This is a genomic window from Actinomadura soli, assembly GCF_005889715.1.
GTDB lineage: Bacteria > Actinomycetota > Actinomycetes > Streptosporangiales > Streptosporangiaceae > Spirillospora > Spirillospora soli.
Genome location: NZ_VCKW01000005.1, coordinates 40,724 through 56,954 on the forward strand (window position 1 = coordinate 40,724; position 16,231 = coordinate 56,954).

At 74.0% G+C, this 16,231-nt stretch carries 13 protein-coding genes; 4 read left to right on the top strand and 9 right to left on the bottom strand.

Annotated elements, in window-relative coordinates:
- Nucleotides 1–45: 45 nt before the first annotated feature.
- On the bottom strand, nt 46–1,062 hold the full coding sequence (locus ETD83_RS02110; protein WP_138643327.1) for a methionine synthase: 1,017 nt from the start codon (nt 1,060–1,062) through the stop codon (nt 46–48).
- A gap of 45 nt (nt 1,063–1,107) precedes the next feature.
- On the bottom strand, nt 1,108–2,184 hold the full coding sequence (gene mnmA / locus ETD83_RS02115; RefSeq protein WP_138643328.1) for a tRNA 2-thiouridine(34) synthase MnmA: 1,077 nt from the start codon (nt 2,182–2,184) through the stop codon (nt 1,108–1,110).
- A 229-nt stretch (nt 2,185–2,413) separates the two neighbouring features.
- Here mnmA and ETD83_RS02120 point away from each other — a divergent pair, with 229 nt between their 5' ends.
- Nucleotides 2,414–3,493, top strand: a complete 1,080-nt coding sequence (locus ETD83_RS02120) for a DUF695 domain-containing protein (protein WP_230420626.1) — start codon at nt 2,414–2,416, stop codon at nt 3,491–3,493.
- A gap of 205 nt (nt 3,494–3,698) precedes the next feature.
- On the opposite strand, the gene ETD83_RS02125 is transcribed toward ETD83_RS02120, so the two are convergent.
- Entirely contained in the window at nt 3,699–4,874 is a 1,176-nt protein-coding gene (locus ETD83_RS02125) for a cysteine desulfurase family protein (RefSeq protein ID WP_138643350.1), read from the bottom strand.
- 136 nt (nt 4,875–5,010) lie between these two features.
- Here ETD83_RS02125 and ETD83_RS02130 point away from each other — a divergent pair, with 136 nt between their 5' ends.
- The 3 genes from ETD83_RS02130 to ETD83_RS43465 all read left to right on the top strand — a co-directional run bounded on the left by ETD83_RS02130 (nt 5,011) and on the right by ETD83_RS43465 (nt 8,739).
- Nucleotides 5,011–5,544, top strand: a complete 534-nt coding sequence (locus tag ETD83_RS02130) for a TetR/AcrR family transcriptional regulator (RefSeq protein ID WP_138643330.1) — start codon at nt 5,011–5,013, stop codon at nt 5,542–5,544.
- Nucleotides 5,545–5,638: 94 nt separating this feature from the next.
- Nucleotides 5,639–6,856, top strand: coding sequence for an MFS transporter (locus ETD83_RS02135; RefSeq protein ID WP_138643331.1), 1,218 nt, complete (start codon nt 5,639–5,641; stop codon nt 6,854–6,856).
- A 68-nt stretch (nt 6,857–6,924) separates the two neighbouring features.
- Nucleotides 6,925–8,739: a serine/threonine-protein kinase gene (locus ETD83_RS43465; RefSeq protein WP_205717446.1), complete on the top strand. Its 1,815-nt coding sequence runs from the start codon at nt 6,925–6,927 to the stop codon at nt 8,737–8,739.
- 49 nt (nt 8,740–8,788) lie between these two features.
- Here ETD83_RS43465 and ETD83_RS02150 read toward each other — a convergent pair whose 3' ends face one another.
- The 6 genes from ETD83_RS02150 to ETD83_RS02175 all read right to left on the bottom strand — a co-directional run bounded on the left by ETD83_RS02150 (nt 8,789) and on the right by ETD83_RS02175 (nt 16,023).
- Nucleotides 8,789–9,739, bottom strand: a complete 951-nt coding sequence (locus tag ETD83_RS02150; RefSeq protein ID WP_138643332.1) for an electron transfer flavoprotein subunit alpha/FixB family protein — start codon at nt 9,737–9,739, stop codon at nt 8,789–8,791.
- Nucleotides 9,740–9,762: 23 nt separating this feature from the next.
- Entirely contained in the window at nt 9,763–10,542 is a 780-nt protein-coding gene (locus ETD83_RS02155) for an electron transfer flavoprotein subunit beta/FixA family protein (RefSeq protein ID WP_138643333.1), read from the bottom strand.
- Nucleotides 10,543–10,701: 159 nt separating this feature from the next.
- The gene (locus ETD83_RS02160) at nt 10,702–12,024 is read right to left on the bottom strand and encodes a protein kinase domain-containing protein (RefSeq protein WP_138643334.1); all 1,323 of its coding nucleotides are present in this window, start codon (nt 12,022–12,024) and stop codon (nt 10,702–10,704) included.
- Between the two features lie 95 nt (nt 12,025–12,119).
- Nucleotides 12,120–14,078, bottom strand: coding sequence for a serine/threonine-protein kinase (locus ETD83_RS02165; RefSeq protein ID WP_171063977.1), 1,959 nt, complete (start codon nt 14,076–14,078; stop codon nt 12,120–12,122).
- Nucleotides 14,079–14,119: 41 nt separating this feature from the next.
- Nucleotides 14,120–14,995, bottom strand: a complete 876-nt coding sequence (locus tag ETD83_RS02170; protein WP_138643336.1) for a serine/threonine-protein kinase — start codon at nt 14,993–14,995, stop codon at nt 14,120–14,122.
- Between the two features lie 77 nt (nt 14,996–15,072).
- Nucleotides 15,073–16,023: an acyl-ACP desaturase gene (locus tag ETD83_RS02175; RefSeq protein ID WP_138643337.1), complete on the bottom strand. Its 951-nt coding sequence runs from the start codon at nt 16,021–16,023 to the stop codon at nt 15,073–15,075.
- Nucleotides 16,024–16,231: the final 208 nt, after the last annotated feature.

The following is a 16,231-nucleotide window of genomic DNA, read 5'->3' on the forward strand; positions in this document are numbered from 1 at the left end:
TTGTCGCCAACGCCACCGACAATACGAGCCCCGCCGCGCCCCTGGTCAGTCAGCGGCTTCGTAGATCATCCGGGCGGTGTCGCGGCAGCGCCTGAGCGCCTCGCGGACGTAGCGCGGCGAGGCGCCCGCCATCCCGCACGCCGGGGTGATCACGACCTGCCGCGCCAGGTGCGCGGGCGGGAAGCCGAGCCGCCGCCACAGCCCCTTCACCGGCTCGGCGGTCGCCTGGAGGGACGGCAGTACGGTGTCGGTCGCGCGCACCGCGCCGAGGAGAAGGCCCGTCCCCGCGTCGATCGTCTCGCCCACGGCATCGTCGTCGCTTCCCGGGACGAGGCTCAGATCGACCGCGATCGCCTTCGCGCCCGCGCCGCGGAGCAGCGCGTACGGGACGTTCCGCGCGCAGCAGTGGACGACCGTGAACGCCGCCCCGTCTTCGGACGCCGCGTCGATCACCGTGCGGAGCGTGTCCTGCGCGACGGGCTCCTCGATCGCCCGGAGGCGCGAGAAGCCGCTGGCGGTCGGGACCGTCCCGGCGAGCGCGGCGGGCAGGCCCGGCTCGTCCAGCTGGAGGACGATCTCCGCGGCGGGCAGGCGGCGCCGGACGTCCGCGACATGCGCGGCGACACCCTCGGCGAGCGAGGCGGCCAGGTCGCGGACGGCGCCCGCGTCCTTGAGCGCCCGGTCGCCGTGCCTCAGCTCGATCGTCGCGGCCAGCGTCCACGGCCCGCACACCTGGATCTTGAACGGGCCGTCGTGCCCGCCCGCGACCTCCTCCAGGACGTCCAGGTCACGGGCCAGATGGTCGCGGGACCTGGAGGTGTCGCGGCCCGGACGGTCGGAGAACCGCCAGCCGGACGGCTCCAGGTGGATCGGCATGTCGACCAGCAGCCCCGCCGTCCGTCCCGTCAGGTCGGCGCCCGGACCGCGCGCGGGCAGCTCCGGCAGATGCGGCAGCTCGGGCAGCTCACCGAGCACGACCCGCAGCGCCTCCGCCGGATCGTCGCCCGGGTACGACCCGATCCCTGTCGCCGTCCCCGCCTGCCACGGATAGCTCGTCGTCACAGGTGAGACCCTATCGGCGCGGCGATCACGTCCGTCCGCCCGCGCCTAGGCGGGGACGCGGGCGGTGTCGGCGATCGTCGCGGACGCGAGCACGCGGTCGCCGTCGTACAGGACGGCGGCCTGCCCCGACGCGACGCCGCGGGCCGGGCTGGACAGGCGGATGCGCAGGGTGTCGCCGTCCCGCTCGGCCGTGCAGCCGTAGACCTCGCCGTGCGCGCGGAGCTGGACGTGGCAGCCGAACGGCCCGTCCGGCGCCTCGCTCAGCCACACCGGGCGCTCGCCGGTGATCTCGTGGACGTCCAGCGAGTCGCGCGGCCCCACGGTGACCGTGTTCGTCACCGGGGAGATGTCCAGGACGTAGCGCGGGCGCCCGTCGGGCGCGGGCGTGCCGATCCGCAGCCCCTTGCGCTGCCCGATCGTGTACGCGTAGGCGCCGTCGTGCCGTCCGACCTCGTTGCCGTCGGCGTCGACGATCGGGCCGGGCGCCGCGCCGAGCCGCTCGGCCAGGAAGCCGCGCGTGTCCCCGTCGGCGATGAAGCAGATGTCGTGGCTGTCGGGCTTGTCGGCCACCTGGAGGCCGCGCCGCTCCGCCTCCAGCCGGATGTCGGCCTTGGCCGTGTCACCCAGGGGGAACAGCGCGTGCGCGAGCTGCTCGGGCGTGCACACGGCCAGGACGTACGACTGGTCCTTGCCGGCGTCGACGCCGCGGCGCAGGACGCCGTCGTCAAGCCGGGCGTAGTGGCCGGTGCAGACGGCGTCGAAGCCCAGCGCCATGGCACGATCCAGCAGCGCCGCGAACTTGATCTTCTCGTTGCAGCGCAGGCAGGGGTTCGGGGTGCGCCCCGCCGCGTACTCGCTGACGAAGTCCTCCACGACGTCGCGGTGGAAGCGCTCGGCGAGGTCCCACACGTAGAAGGGGATGCCGATCACGTCGGCGGCGCGGCGGGCGTCCCTGGAGTCCTCAAGGGTGCAGCAGCCGCGGGCGCCCGACCGGTACGACTGCGGGTTGCTGGACAGGGCCATGTGCACGCCGGTGACGTCGTGCCCGGCCTCGGCGGCGCGGGCGGCGGCCACGGCGGAGTCGACGCCGCCGGACATGGCGGCCAGTACGCGAAGAGCCATAACCCTTCGAGGGTACGCGCCGCGGGCCCCTCCACCGTCATCGATTTCGGACCCGGCGGCCGCCGACGGGAAGCGCGGCGGCTCACGTAGGGTTTACGGGACGGGCATGGCCTCGGCGGAACACCGGCCGAGCCCCGCGCCATCCCGGGGACACATCCTCCAGCGACCTCATCGGGCCCAGGTCATGAGGCGGTTCGGCCACTTGACCACGACAAGGAAGAGACGACAGTTGGGAATCTTCCGTCGTCCGCGCGACGCGTCCGCCGTGACGCCGCCCGCGATCAGCGAGTTCTGGGAGTGGTGGGCGCAGGCCCGCCCGACGATCGAGGCGTCCCTGGCCGCCGGGCCCGACCAGCCCGAGGCCGAGACGCCCGGCGAGGGGCTGTCGGCGGACGCGATCGAGGAGCTGTCCCGGCGCATCCACAAGATCCACCCAGGGCTGCTGTGGGAGATCGGCGGCGCGGAGGACCGGGCCCCGTCCCTCACCGTCACCGGCGGCGGGAACCCGGAGCTGCGCGGCGTCACCGAGCGGTGGGCGCGGTCCGCGCCGGCCGGCGCGGCGGCGGGCGGCTGGACCTTCCACCCGGCGCGGCAGCCCGACCCGGAGATGCTCGGCCAGGACCTCGTCCTCGGTGACCACGAGTTCGACCTGGAGTACGTCCGGCTCGGCATGCGCGCCGACTCCGGCCGCGCCCGCGTGCACCTCACCGCCTACCACCCCGACTTCCTGTTCGTCGCGGCGGAGCAGCAGATCCAGGTGGCGACGAACGTCCTGCACTGGGCGCTCGGCGAGGACGACGTCGCCCGCTGGGTCGGCGAGATCTCCATCGCGACGGAGGCGCCGATCGACGCGCTGCCGCCGTCGATGCTGCCCTCGGTCATCGAGCAGATCTCCGAGCCGTTCGCCGAGCCCGCCTGGCTCACCGGCGAGGGCCGCACCCCGCGCGGCCATCCCGCCCGCCTCGGCGCCCGGTTCCCGCTGCACCGGCAGGACTACCCGCTCTGCGACCTGCACGTGGCGATCTCCGTCCCGTACGCCAACAGCAACCCCGACCGGCTGCCCGTCGAGCCGTCCTCAGGCGCGCTGCGCGCGTTCGAGAAGAAGCTCGCCAAGCTCGGCGACCGCGCCGTCCTCGCCGTCCGCGAGACCGGCGACGGCCTCCGTGTCTTCCACCTCTACGCCGACCCCGACTCCGGCGTCATCTCCGAGCTCGACCAGCTCGCCGCCGGATGGTCCGAGGGCAAGGCGAAGGTCGCCTCCACCAGCGACCCGGGCTGGAAGGCCCTGACGCCGTACCAGCCCCGTTAGCCCAGGGGGCGACCCCTAGAACCCCCGTCAACGACGCAGGCGATCCTCACGCCACCGTTACGGTCTGTCGTGCCCGTTACGGATGCGTGTGGCGTCGCTGCGGTCGCCTGCGTCGTCGGGTCGTGCGACCTCCGGCGCTGGGCGCCTCCGGCCACACGACCCGTGACCCCGGCTCAGGTTCAAACTGCCGGGGCTGAGGGCGGGTCTAGCTGAGGCCGGCTTGGCGGGCGCGGGCTGTGGCTGGGCCTATGGCGTCGGCGAGGGCCTTGACGTCGGCCTCAGTGGAGGTGTGGCCGAGGGTGAAGCGCAGCGAGCCGCGGGCGTGCTCGGCGGCGGAGCCCATCGCGGTGAGGACGTGGCTGGGCTGGGAGACGCCGGCGGAGCAGGCGGAGCCGGTGGAGCAGGCGATGCCGCGCGCGTCCAGCAGCATGAGCAGCGCGTCGCCCTCGCAGCCGGGGAAGGAGAAGTGCGCGTTGCCGGGGAGGCGGGCGGCGGGGTCGCCGTTCAGGACCGCGTCCGGCACGACGGCGCGGACGGCGTCGATCAGCTGGTCGCGCAGCTCGGTGAGCCGGCGGGCCTCGGCGTCCCGGCGCGCCACCGCGACCTGGACGGCGGCGGCGAACCCGGCGATGGCGGGCGTGTCGAGCGTCCCGGACCGGACGTCGCGCTCCTGGCCGCCGCCGTGCAGCAGCGGGACGGGGTCGACGAGGACGGGCGGCTTCGGCTTGGCGAGCAGCAGCGCGCCGACGCCGATGGGGCCGCCGAGCTTGTGCCCGGTGACCGTGAGCGCCTGGGCGCCGCTCGCCGCGAACGAGACGGGCAGCGTCCCGGCGGCCTGGACGGCGTCGGTGTGCAGGGGGACGCCCTGCTCGCGGGCGGCGGCGGCCAGCTCGGCGACCGGCTGGACGGTGCCGACCTCGTTGTTGGCCCACATCACGCTCGCGAGCACCACGTCGTCGCCGGCGCCCAGCGCCTCGTGGAGGGCCTCCGGACGGACGCGTCCGGCGGCGTCCACGGGGATCCAGTCGACGCGGGCGCCCTCGTGGTCGGCGAGCCACTGCACCGCGTCCAGGACGGCGTGGTGCTCGACGGCGCTCGCCAGCACGCGGGTGCGGGCCGGGTCGGCGGCGCGGCGCGCCCAGTAGAGGCCCTTGACGGCGAGGTTGTCGGCCTCGGTGCCGCCGGAGGTGAACACGACCTCGCTCGGACGGGCGTCGAACGCCTCCGCGATGATCTCGCGGGACTCCTCGACGACCCGGCGGGCGCGCCGGCCGGCCGCGTGCAGCGAGGACGGGTTTCCGATCTCGCGCAGCTCCGCCGTCATCGCCTCGATGGCCTCGGGCAGCATCGGGGTGGTCGCCGCATGGTCGAGGTAGGTCACCACGCGGACAACAGTATCCGCGCCGGGGATGTTCCCCTCCGGGAGCCCTGGTGACACGGGTGGCCGTAACCGGGAATACGGGCTGGGACGGCCGGGTTATCGGTCTGTACCGTCCAGCCGGTACAGTGAGATCGCCATGATGAAGGAAGCCCTCCTCGACGCCGCCGAAGCCGTCCTCTCCGAGCAGGGGACGCAGGCGCTGACGCTCACCGCGGTCGCGGACCGCGCCGGCGTCAGCAAGGGAGGGCTGCTCTACCACTTCCCCACCAAGGAGGCCCTCGTCCGGGCGATGGTGGCGCGGGTCATCGACGAGTTCGACGACCTGATCGCCTCCTATCTCGACTCCTACGGGGACGGCGTGCCGGGCGCCTACACCCGGGCCTACGTCGAGGCGACGTTCGAGATCCTGACCGGGGAGGCCCGCGCGTACCGGCGCTGGTCGGCCATCACGGCCGCCGCGGCCGACCCGGAGCAGGCCGAGCCGCTGAACGAGGCGATGCGGCGCTGGCACGGCCGCGCCCCCGCGGACGACCCCGATCCGGGCATCGCGATGGTCGTCCGGCTGGCGGCCGAGGGCCTCTGGGAAGTGGTGAGCCGCGATCCCGGGCTGTACGGCCCGGAGCAGCTCGAAGCGCTGCGGCGGCGGCTCCTGGGCCTGCTGGAGCGATGACGCCGGACGGCGCCGCCCGTCCACCCGACCGAACTGACTGAACGCGCCCGAATCGGGCCTGGAGCGTTCCACGATCGCCAGAAAGAGGTGAACCATGCTGTTTCGTGCCCGTTCGGGAACGTTCCTGACCTTCGCGCTGGCCGGCCTGCTGACCGGGGTGTGGGTGGCGCGCATGCCCGCGCTGGCCGCCGAGTTCGGGGCGAACGAGGCCGAGATCGGCATCGTCGTCCTCGTCTGGGGGCTCGGCGCGATCGCGGCGATGCAGGCGCTGCGCGGCGTGATGGCCCGCGCCGGGAGCCGCGCCGCCCTGCGGGTCGCGCTGCCGCTGACGGCGCTGTCGTACGCGGCCGTCGCGCTCGCGCCCACGTACGGCGTGCTGCTCGCCGCCGTGGTGCTGTTCGGCATGACGTTCGGGATCACCGACATCGCGATGAACGCGCAGGGCAGCGTGGTCGAGCGGGCGTACGGGCGGTCCGTCATGAGCGGCATGCACGCCGGGTGGTGCGTCGGCGCGATGAGCGGCGGGCTGTTCGGCGTCGTCACCGCGGCGGCCGGGTTCGGGTTCACCGCGACCGTCCTGGCCATCGCGCTGCTGGCGCTGCCCGCCGGGCTCGCGCTCGGCCGCACGTACCTGCCCGACCCGCCGGTCCAGGCCGCGTCCGGGACGGGACGCAGGGCGCGCCGCATGCCGCCCGCCGTGTACCTGATCGGCGTCCTCGCGTTCATCGCGTTCATGACGGAGGGCTCGATCGCCGACTGGAGCGGGCTGCTCCTGCACGACGAGATGGGCGCCACCGAGGCCGTGGCCGCGGCCGGGTACCCGATGTTCGAGCTGGCGATGCTGCTCGGACGGCTCGTCGGCGACCGCGTCCGGATGCGGCTCGGCACCCGCCGGCTGCTGGTCGGCGCGGGTCTCGGCACCGCTGTCGGCATGACCGTCGTGGTGCTCGCGCCCGTGCCTTCGGTGGCCATCGCCGGGTTCTTCGTGACGGGGCTGGTGGTCTGCACGGTCGTCCCGACGACGATCTCGCTGGCCGGGAGCGCGGCTCCGGACCGTCCGGCGGCGGCCGTCGCGCAGGTCGGGGCGATGGGCTACGGCGGGCTGCTGCTCGGCCCGGTCGTGGTCGGGTTCCTGTCGGACGCCACGTCCCTGCGCGTGGGCGTCGGCACGGTGGTCGTGCTGGCGCTGCTCATCGCCGCCGGTGCCAGGTTCGTCCCGCTTCGTACCGGTGGCGACGTCGCCGCGCAGGTCGATGTCCCGCCGGACGCGGGCCAGCCCGGTGCCGCGCGGCCGGAGCCCGTCGCGGCCTGAGCCTTCTGCTCCGCTACGTGATCCGATATAACCCCATCGGTGTTCTTTCCTGGTGATGGGGGCGGCGGATGAGCGGGTGGCGGGTGCCGGGATACACGGAGCTGCGGGTGCTCGGCGAGGGCGGGCAGGGTCGCGTCGTGCTCGCGCGGCACGACGCGACCGGCCTCCCGGCGGCGATCAAGTACCTCGCGGAGTCCCTCGCCGGGGACGAGGGGTTCCGCACGCGGTTCCGCGCCGAGGCCGGGCTGCTGCGGCGGCTGCGCAACCCGTTCGTCACCCAGCTGTTCGGGCTGGTCGAGGCGCCGGACGGTGCCGCCATCGTCATGGAGGCGGTGGACGGCGCGTCCCTCAAGGCGGTGCTCGCCGAGCGGGGGCCGCTGGAGCCCGAGGCCGCGCTGACCGTGCTGAAGGGCTCGCTGCTGGGGCTGGCGGCGGCGCATGACGTCGGGATCGTCCACCGCGACTACAAGCCCGCGAACGTCATCGTGCGCGGCGACGGGCTGAGCAAGCTCATCGACTTCGGCATCGCCGTGGACGCGGGCGAGTCCGGACGGTCGGGCACCCCCGTCTACATGGCGCCGGAACAGTGGCGGGACGAGCCCGCCTCCCCCGCCACCGACGTGTACGCGGCGGCGTGCGTGTTCTTCGAGTGCGTGACGGGCCGCCGGCCGTACACGGCCGAGGACCGGGCGGGGCTGATGGGCCGCCACCTGACGGCGCCGATCCCGGTCGAGGACGTCCCCGAGCCGCTCCGCCCGCTGATCGAGCGCGGCCTGGCGAAGAACCCGTGGGACCGTCCGCTCGGCGCCACCGGGTTCGTCGCGGAGCTGGAGTCGGTCGCGTCGGGCGCGTACGGGGCGCGCTGGGAGGCGCGGGGCGTCCGCACGCTCGCGGGGGCGGCGGCCGCGCTGTCCATGCTGTTCCCGCTCACCGCGCTCGGCATCGCGTCCGGCGGCGCGGCCTCGGGCGCGGCGGGCACCGCGGGCGCCGCCGGAGCCGGGGCCGGGGCCGCCGGAGCGGGCGCGGGAGGTGCGGGCGCGGGAGGCGCCGGGACGGCGGGCGCGGCGACGGGCAAGGGCGTGCTCGGCGCGCTCGGCGCCAAGGGGACGGCCGCCGTCGCGGGCGGGGCCGCCGCCGTCGCCGCGGGCGGCGGCGCGGCGGTCTACGTCGCGACCGCGGACGAGGCGCCGAAGCCGATCGTGGCGCGGCTCGCCGCGCTCAGCGAGCCCCGCCAGGACATGGGCGGCGGGATGACGTTCCAGGCGCAGGGGCAGATCGTCCGGGTCACGGGCGGCGCCGCCGCGCTCAACCAGAAGATCAACCAGGCGCTGCGGGCGCCGCTCGAACAGCGCTGGACCAAGACCAGGAACGGCCTGAAGGACGTCGGCAGCGGCGCCTACACCGACGTGGTGAGGCCGCAGATCCTGATGCGCACCGACCGGCTGCTGTCGGTCTGGTACACCGTCACGCTGCAGGGCCAGCGCGGGTCGGGCTGGGACACCCCGTCCGCGGCGGTCGTCGACCTGCGGACCGGCACGCTCTACCGGCCGCCCGGCCTGTTCCGCGCCGCGACCCCGCAGGCGCTCGCGCCGTTCGACGCGAGGATCGAGGCGCACATGCCCGGCGGCGACTACTGCGGCGGCGGCGCGGACCAGGCCGCTCCGCCGGGCGGGGCCGACACCCCGTCCAAGTTCGTGAACACCGGCGACGTCGCGATGGCGCTCACCCCGAAGGGCGTCCGGGTCGCGTTCCACGCCGGGCTGCTGGGCTACACCATGGCGTGCGGGACGCAGGACACGGTCGTCCCGTACGGCGAGGTCGACGGACTGCTGAAACCCGCGCTGCTGGCGGCCGTCCGCGTGCCGTCGCCGAAACGTTCCTAGACGCGGGACGCCCCGGCGACGGGTCTGTCGCCGGGGCGTTCGCGCGCGATCACTTCCGCTTCGTGATCTCCTCGGTGAGCTGCGGCGCGACCTGGAACAGGTCGCCCACGATCCCGAAGTCGACCAGCTCGAAGATCGGCGCCTCGGGGTCCTTGTTGATGGCGACGATGGTCTTCGAGGTCTGCATGCCGGCCCGGTGCTGGATGGCGCCGGAGATGCCGACCGCGATGTAGAGCTGCGGCGACACGGTCTTGCCGGTCTGGCCGACCTGGAACGAGTGCGGGTACCAGCCGGCGTCGGTCGCGGCGCGGGACGCGCCGACGGCGCCGCCGAGCGAGTCGGCCAGGCCCTCGATGATCGAGAAGTTCTCGGCGCCGCCGACGCCGCGCCCGCCGGACACGACGATCGCGGCCTCGGTCAGGTCCGGGCGCTCGCCCTTCTCCTGGACGACCTTCTCCACGACCTTCGCGGCCTTGTCGGCGTCCGACAGCGCGACCGTGACCTGCTCCTCGGCCGGGGTGGCCGCGCCGGCCTCGGGCGCGACCGAGTTCGGCCGGACGGCGATGATCGGCGTGCCGGTCTTCACCCGGGCGTGCGAGATGATGCCGCCGCCGAAGATGGAGTGCTCGGCGACGAAGCCGTCGGTGACGTCCACGACGTCGGTGAGCACGCCGGAGCCGGTCTTCACCGCGAGGCGGCCGGCGATCTCCTTGCCCTCGGCGGTCGCGGCGACGAACACCGCCGCCGGGGACCTCTCGCTCACGAGCTGGGCCAGCAGCGTCGCCTTCGGCGCGACGACGTAGGAGGTCAGCTCCTCGTCGGCGGCCACGTAGACCTTGCCTGCGCCGTACTCGCCGAGCTTGTCCTTCGCGCTCTCGTAGCCGGGGCCGACCCACACCGCGGCGGCCTCGCCGAGCCTGTTCGCCAGCGTCAGCAGTTCGAGCGTGACCTTCTTGACCTCACCGTCGACATGGTCGACGAGGACGAGAATCTCCGCCATTGTTCGCTAATCCCCTTCCCCGGTCAGACGAACTTCTTCGACGCGAGGAACTCGGCGATCTTCGCGCCGCCGTCGCCCTCGTCGGTGACGATCTGACCCTTCGCGCGCGGCGGCGCCTCGGCGAAGTCGACCACCTCGGTGGCCGCGTTCGCCAGGCCGACCCGGCCTGCGTCGATGCCGGCGTCGGCCAGGCCGAGCGTCTCCACCGGCTTCTTCTTGGCCGCCATGATCCCCTTGAACGACGGGTAGCGCGGCTCGTTGATCTTCTCGACGACGCTGACGACCGCGGGCAGGGTGGCCTCGACCCGGTCGAAGCCGTAGTCGGTCTGCCGCTGCACCTTGATGGACGTCCCGTCGATCTCGACCTTGTTCGCGAGCGACAGCTGCGGGACGCCGAGCCGCTCGGCGAGCATCGCGGCGAGCAGCCCGGTCCGCGCGTCGGTGGACTCCGACCCGAGGATCACCAGGTCGAACCCGGTGCGGCCGAGCGCCTGCTCGATCGCGTAGGACGTCTGCAGCGCGTCGGAGCCGGCGAGGCCGTCGTCGAGCAGGTGCACGGCCTTGTCGGCGCCCATCGCCAGGGACTTGCGGATGGACTCCGACGCCTTGTCGGGGCCCATGGACAGAACGGTCACCTCGCCGCCCTGGGCCTCCTTGACGCGCAGCGCCTCCTCGATCGCGTACTCGTCGAGTTCGTTGATCACGCCGTCCGCCGCGGCGCGGTCCAGCGTGCTGTCATCGGACTTCAGCTTGCGCGGGCTCTCCGTATCGGGAACCTGCTTCACCAGGACGACGATGTTCATGGCCGGTGGCCGACCTCCCTGCACTCAGTAGGCCGCTGAACTCAGCGGCGGACTCGATGTCACAGCCTGCCAAACACCCGAACGAGCTTCGGACCCGGGTCCCGGATTCGGCCATGCGCCCCTAATGTTACTCGTGGGTAGCCCGTGGGCACAATTCACTCAGAAGCGGTTGACGGCGGTCTGCAGCCGGTCCATCGTCCCCTCCAGCGAGCTCTGCAGCCCGTACATCGGCGAGAAGCTGGGCGTCAGCGTCAGCGCGCCGAACACCGCCGCCAGCGCCAGCACGCCGAGCACGATCCCGGCGGCCGCGATGCGCCTCGGCCGCCGCGCGACGGACAGGAACAGCCGCTCCAGCTGGCGCCGGGGGCCGCTGACGCCCGGCGCCGTCCACAGCACCGCCGCTCCCGTCCCGGCCCCGAACGCGCAGGCGCTGAGCGAGTCGATCTCCCCGCCGACCGCCGACACCGCGACGAGGCCGAGCGGCACGGCGACCGTGAACGCCGCCGCGTACGGGACGGTCAGCAGCGTCCGCCCGAGGGCCCGCGCCCAGCCGCGCGCCGTCGTCCCCGCGACCCGCAGCAGCGTCACCGCGCCCAGCGACAGGACGAGCCCCGCGATCGGCGCCATGATCACGATGCCGACCGCGATCACCACGACCATGGCCGCGAGCAGCCGCGCCCATCCCCGCGCCACGGCCAGCTCGTGCGCGTCCGCCGCCGTCGCGGAGGCGGCCGGGACCGCCCGCGATGCCACCGGTGATGCGGGCGCGGGTGCGGGCGGCGGCGTGGAGGCCGGTGCCGGTGGTTCGGGACGCCTCGGTGCGGGCGCCGTGGGCATGGTCAGCCGGGACGTCGCCGCCGCCAGCTCGGCCGCCGACGGACGCGCGCCCGGGTCGGGGTCGGCTGCCGCGATGACCAGCGGGCGCAGGCCGGGGGGCAGGTCGTCGGCGGGCGCCTCCGGGGTTCCGGTGGCCGCGAACGTCACGGTCGCGGCCCAAGCCCGGACGTCTCCTCCGGCGCTCGTGCTCTCCGTCAGCGCGAAGTCGACGACGACCGGTGCGCCGTCCACGACGAGGACGGTCTCGGGGCCGAGGTCGCCGTGCGCGAGACCGGTCCGGTGGATGGCGGCGAGCGCCTTGGCCAGCCCGAACGCCATGCGGTGCAGCGCGTCGCCGGACATCGGGCCCTGCTCGGCGACCGTCTCCGCCAGCGGCCGTCCGGGGACGAACCGGGACACCACGTACGGCTGGGACGCGGTGGGATCGCCGTCCAGGACGTCCACGACGTAGGGGCTGAGCACCTCGCGCATACGGGTGATGTCGGGTGCGGCGCCCGGCGGGAGCAGCCTGATCGCCACGTCCCGGCCGTCGGCCCCCGCCGCGCGGTGGGCGGCGCCGCCGGCGCCCGTTCCGGCGCCGCCGCCCAGCCGGGACAGCAGCCGGTACGGACCGATGTGCTCCTGGTGGCCGATCTCGCCGCTCATATGGGACGCCACCCTACCGACCGGAGGCGTCCCGCCAAGACGCGTTCGATCTCCCGTGGGGGGACGGGTCCCCCCACACCCACGGAACAGCCTTGTCACATCCCGGGGAGGCCATACACGAGGTCGCGGACGTCGGCGCGCAGGCCCTCCAGGTCTTGGCCCATGCCGTCCAGCGGGGTGGTGTCGGGCGGCTGCTCCTGGGACAGGACGACCAGCACCACCGCGAAGATCCCGATGATCAGCGCACCGGCCAGGGCGGCCTCGGTGCGCGGGAACACCGCGCCCCAGACCCGGGCCAGCTGGCGCCGGGGCGCGCCGCTGCCCGGCGCGAGGCAGAGCAGCCCGATCACCGCCATGGCGGAGTACGCGATGGCGTTCGAGGCGGTCATGTCGGACTTGGCGAAGATCAGCACGCCGAGGATGATCAGCCCGGCGAAAAGGCTGAGGGACGTCCACAGCACCGTGGACATCAGCGCGCCGGGCAGGTGCAGCGGCGTCCTGAACGCCGCGGCGACCGCGTCGCCGGAGCGCGGCCCGCGCCGCGTCTGCCGTCCCTCCATGCCCTTGGCGGCCTTGTCGGCCATCCGCAGGACGAGCGCGCCCGCGACGGTGGCGCCGACGGCGAGCAGCGGCGCGATGTCGGCGAAGCCGAGCAGCGCCACCAGGACGAGGAAGCTGAGGAACCGGTACCAGCCGTAGGGTTTGCGGCGGTCGCGCTCGGCGCGGGCCCGCTCGTCGACACGGCGCTGCGCGTCCTGCGTCTGCGGGTCGTGCGGGCCGGGGCGGCGCTGCAGCGCACCCGGCGGCGGCTGGTTCGGCGGCGGGTACTGCGGCGGGTATCCGCCCTGGTCGTACGGGCCGGGCGGGGCGTAGCCGCGCTGCTGGAACTGCTCGCCCGCCTTGTAGGGCGCGGGCCCCGGCGGCGGGACGGGCGGCGGCGCGGCGGGCGGCAGCTGCCCGACGAAGTCCCTCGGCTGCGCCGGGGCGGGAGCGGGCGTCGGTGGGGGCCCGGGGACCGGGATCGCGGTCGAGCCGGGCGTGGTCGGACGCGCCGGCCGCACCTCGTGCGGCGGCGGAGCCGACACCGGCATGGAGAACTGCCGGGAGTGGTCGGCCGCGGTCTCCTCCGCCGGCTGCGACGCGCTCGGCGTCGGCTGCGACGTGCCGGGCCCTTGCGACGTGCCGGGCCCCTGCGACGCGCTCGGCGACGGGTAGTGCCGGTCGACGCGGGTCTGGTCGGTGATGGTGGCTTCGAGGTGGATCCGCCGGGTGAGCTGCACCAGGTTGACCGCGGTGGGACGTTCGGCGGGGTGCCGCGCCATGGCCGAGCGGAGCACGGGCAGCATCGCGTCCGGCACGCCGTCGAGGTCGGGCGTGCCCTGCATGATCTTGTAGAAGATCGACTCGAAGGTGCCCGAGCCGAAGGGCGGGCGGCCGGTCGCGGCGTAGGCGACCGTCCCGGCCCAGGCGTGCACGTCCGACGGCGGGCCCGCGTCCTCACCCTCGATGATCTCCGGCGCCAGGTAGCCGGGCGTGCCGATGACCATCCCGGTCGCGGTCAGCCGGGTCGCGTCGGCGCCCTGCGCGATCCCGAAGTCGATCACGACGGGCTCGCTGTCCACGAGCATCACGTTGCCGGGCTTCATGTCCCGGTGGACGATCCCGGCGCCGTGGATCGCCGACAGCGCCGCCCCCAGCCCCACGGCGAGCCGCTGCAGCGCGGGCCCGTAGATCGGCCCGGACTCCTCGACGATCTCTTCGAGCGTCCGCCCAGGCACGTACTGGGTGACGATGTAGGGCTGGTCGGCGGTCACGTCGGCGTCGAGGATCTCCGCGACGTGGGGGCTGTGCACCCGGCGCATCGAGTCGACCTCGCGGGCGAGCCGGCGACGCGCCGTGGCGTCCCCCGCGACCGCGGGCCGCAGCACCTTGATGGCCACATTCCGCCCCTCGGGGTCGGCGCCGAGGTAGACGACGCCCATCCCCCCTTCCCCGAGGGTCTGGAGAACGCTGTAGTGGCCGATTCGGTCCCCGGACGTGACTGCTCCCTTCATCGTTTCCGAAACCCTACCCCCGTCGATCGTGCCCGAAGTTCTCATCCGCTGGTGGCCGCGGACACGCCGTGACGCCTGTTACCGGCGGTAGGACGCCCTCCCGCCGGGCTTTGGGCCGGCCGGGCGAGGCCGTCGCGCTCCGCGAGCGCGCCCGCGAGCCAGCGCGCCGACGGGCGCTTGGACGGGTCGCGCTGGAACGCCATCCGCAGCAGCCCGGCCAGCTCGTCCGGCACGCCGTCGAGGTCGGCCTGGCCGCGCAGGATCCGGAAGCAGACGCCGTGTAGCGAGCCGCGCCCGAACGGCGGGCGCCCCGTCGCCGCGCACGCGACCGTCGCCGCCCACGAGAACACGTCGGACGCGGTGGTGGCGCGCTCCCCCTCGATGAGCTCCGGCGCCAGGTAGGCGGGCGTCCCCACGACCATCCCGCGCCTGGTGATCTGCTCGGCGCCCGACTCGTGCGCGATGCCGAAGTCGATCAGCGTCGGCCGGTCGCCCATCACGATCACGTTGCCGGGCGCCACGTCCCGGTGCAGGACGCCCGCGTCGTGGACGTCCCCGAGCGCGAGCGCCAGCCGCCGCGCGAACCGGGCGAGCCGGTCGCGGCGCAGCGGCCCGTACGCGGAGATCAGGTCGTTCAGCGGGCAGCCGGGCACGTACTGCATGACCACGTACGGCCGCTCCGCCGTGATCTCCCCGTCCAGCAGCCGCGCGACGTACTCGCTGCGCACCCGCGCCTGCGCGGACATCTCGCGGGCCAGCCGGCTGATCGCCTCCGGCTCCCCCGCCACCTCCGGGCTCAGCTCCTTCACCGCGACCTCGCGGCCGCGGGGGTCCATGGCGAGGTGGACCACCGCCGTACTCCCCCGGCCGATCTCGTCCAGCAACCGATAGCCGCCCAGCCGTCGATGCTTCCCCATGCCCCCTTTGACGCCGCGAACCGTCACGACGTTCCGGACAAATCGGACCAACGATCCAGCCGGTGGTCCGGAAGGGGTCAGGAGCGGCGGGCGGCCTGGCGGGCGCGGCGCTCCTCGCGGCGGGTCTCGAACTTGGTCGCCGCCGCGTCGAGCTGCTCCAGGAACTCGCCCAGTTCCTCGCGGGCCTTCTCGCCCTCGCCGGTCAGGTCGGTGCGGTCGAAGATGTTCCACTTGCGCAGCACCGGGATGAGGACGTCGTCGTGGTGCAGGCGCAGGTCGTAGATGCCCGCGTTGGCGATCAGGACCGACTTGCGCAGGAATCCGTCGATGCTGTGGCCGGGCATCTGGAACCCCTTGACGACGTCGGTGATCGCCCGCATCGTCTCGTTCGGCGCCGCCTCCAGCGCGGCGTCCATCAGGTTCCGGTAGAAGATCATGTGGAGGTTCTCGTCCGCGGCGACGCGGGTCAGCATCTGCTCGCACAGCGGGTCGCCGGACGCCCGGCCCGTGTTGCGGTGCGAGACGCGGGTGGCGAGCTCCTGGAACGACACGTACGCCGCGCCGTGCAGGAACGAGTCGCCGTGGTCGGCGTCGTAGCCGGCCTCCATGTGGTGCATGCGGGCGCGTTCCAGGGCGACCGGGTCGACCGCGCGGGTGGCGGTCAGGTAGTCGCGGATGACGATGCCGTGCCGGTTCTCCTCGGCCGTCCACCGGTTGACCCACGTGCCCCAGGCGCCGTCGCGGCCGAACGCGGTGGAGATGGCGTTGTGGTAGCCGGGCAGGTTGTCCTCGGTGAGCAGGTTGACGATGAGCGACTCGCGCGCCTCGGCGCTCAGCTTCGACTGTTCGAGCGACCACGGCTCGCCGCCCAGGGGGCCGTCGAAGTCGCGGCCCTCACCCCACGGAACGTACTGGTGGGGGAACCATTCCTTGGCCATCGACAGGTGCCGGTTCAGTTCCCTCTCGGCGACCGGCTCGAGGTCGACCATGAGGCTGAGCTGGAACTTCTCTTCGGGGGTCACGGACATGCGGTTCCTTCGCTGGACGAGGGCGGTCTGCCGGACGGGCACCGCCGGGCTCGCGGCGCCGAAAGGGCTCCTAGCAGGCCGGACGTGCATAACCTACTAAAGCGTAGGTTCGATCGTCGCCACTGAGCGTGATCCCCGTCAAGTAAGGCCCGCGACAACCAACCGGCGGCGAGTTTTGTAGGTCCGAGCAATAAGGGGGCGTGCGGTC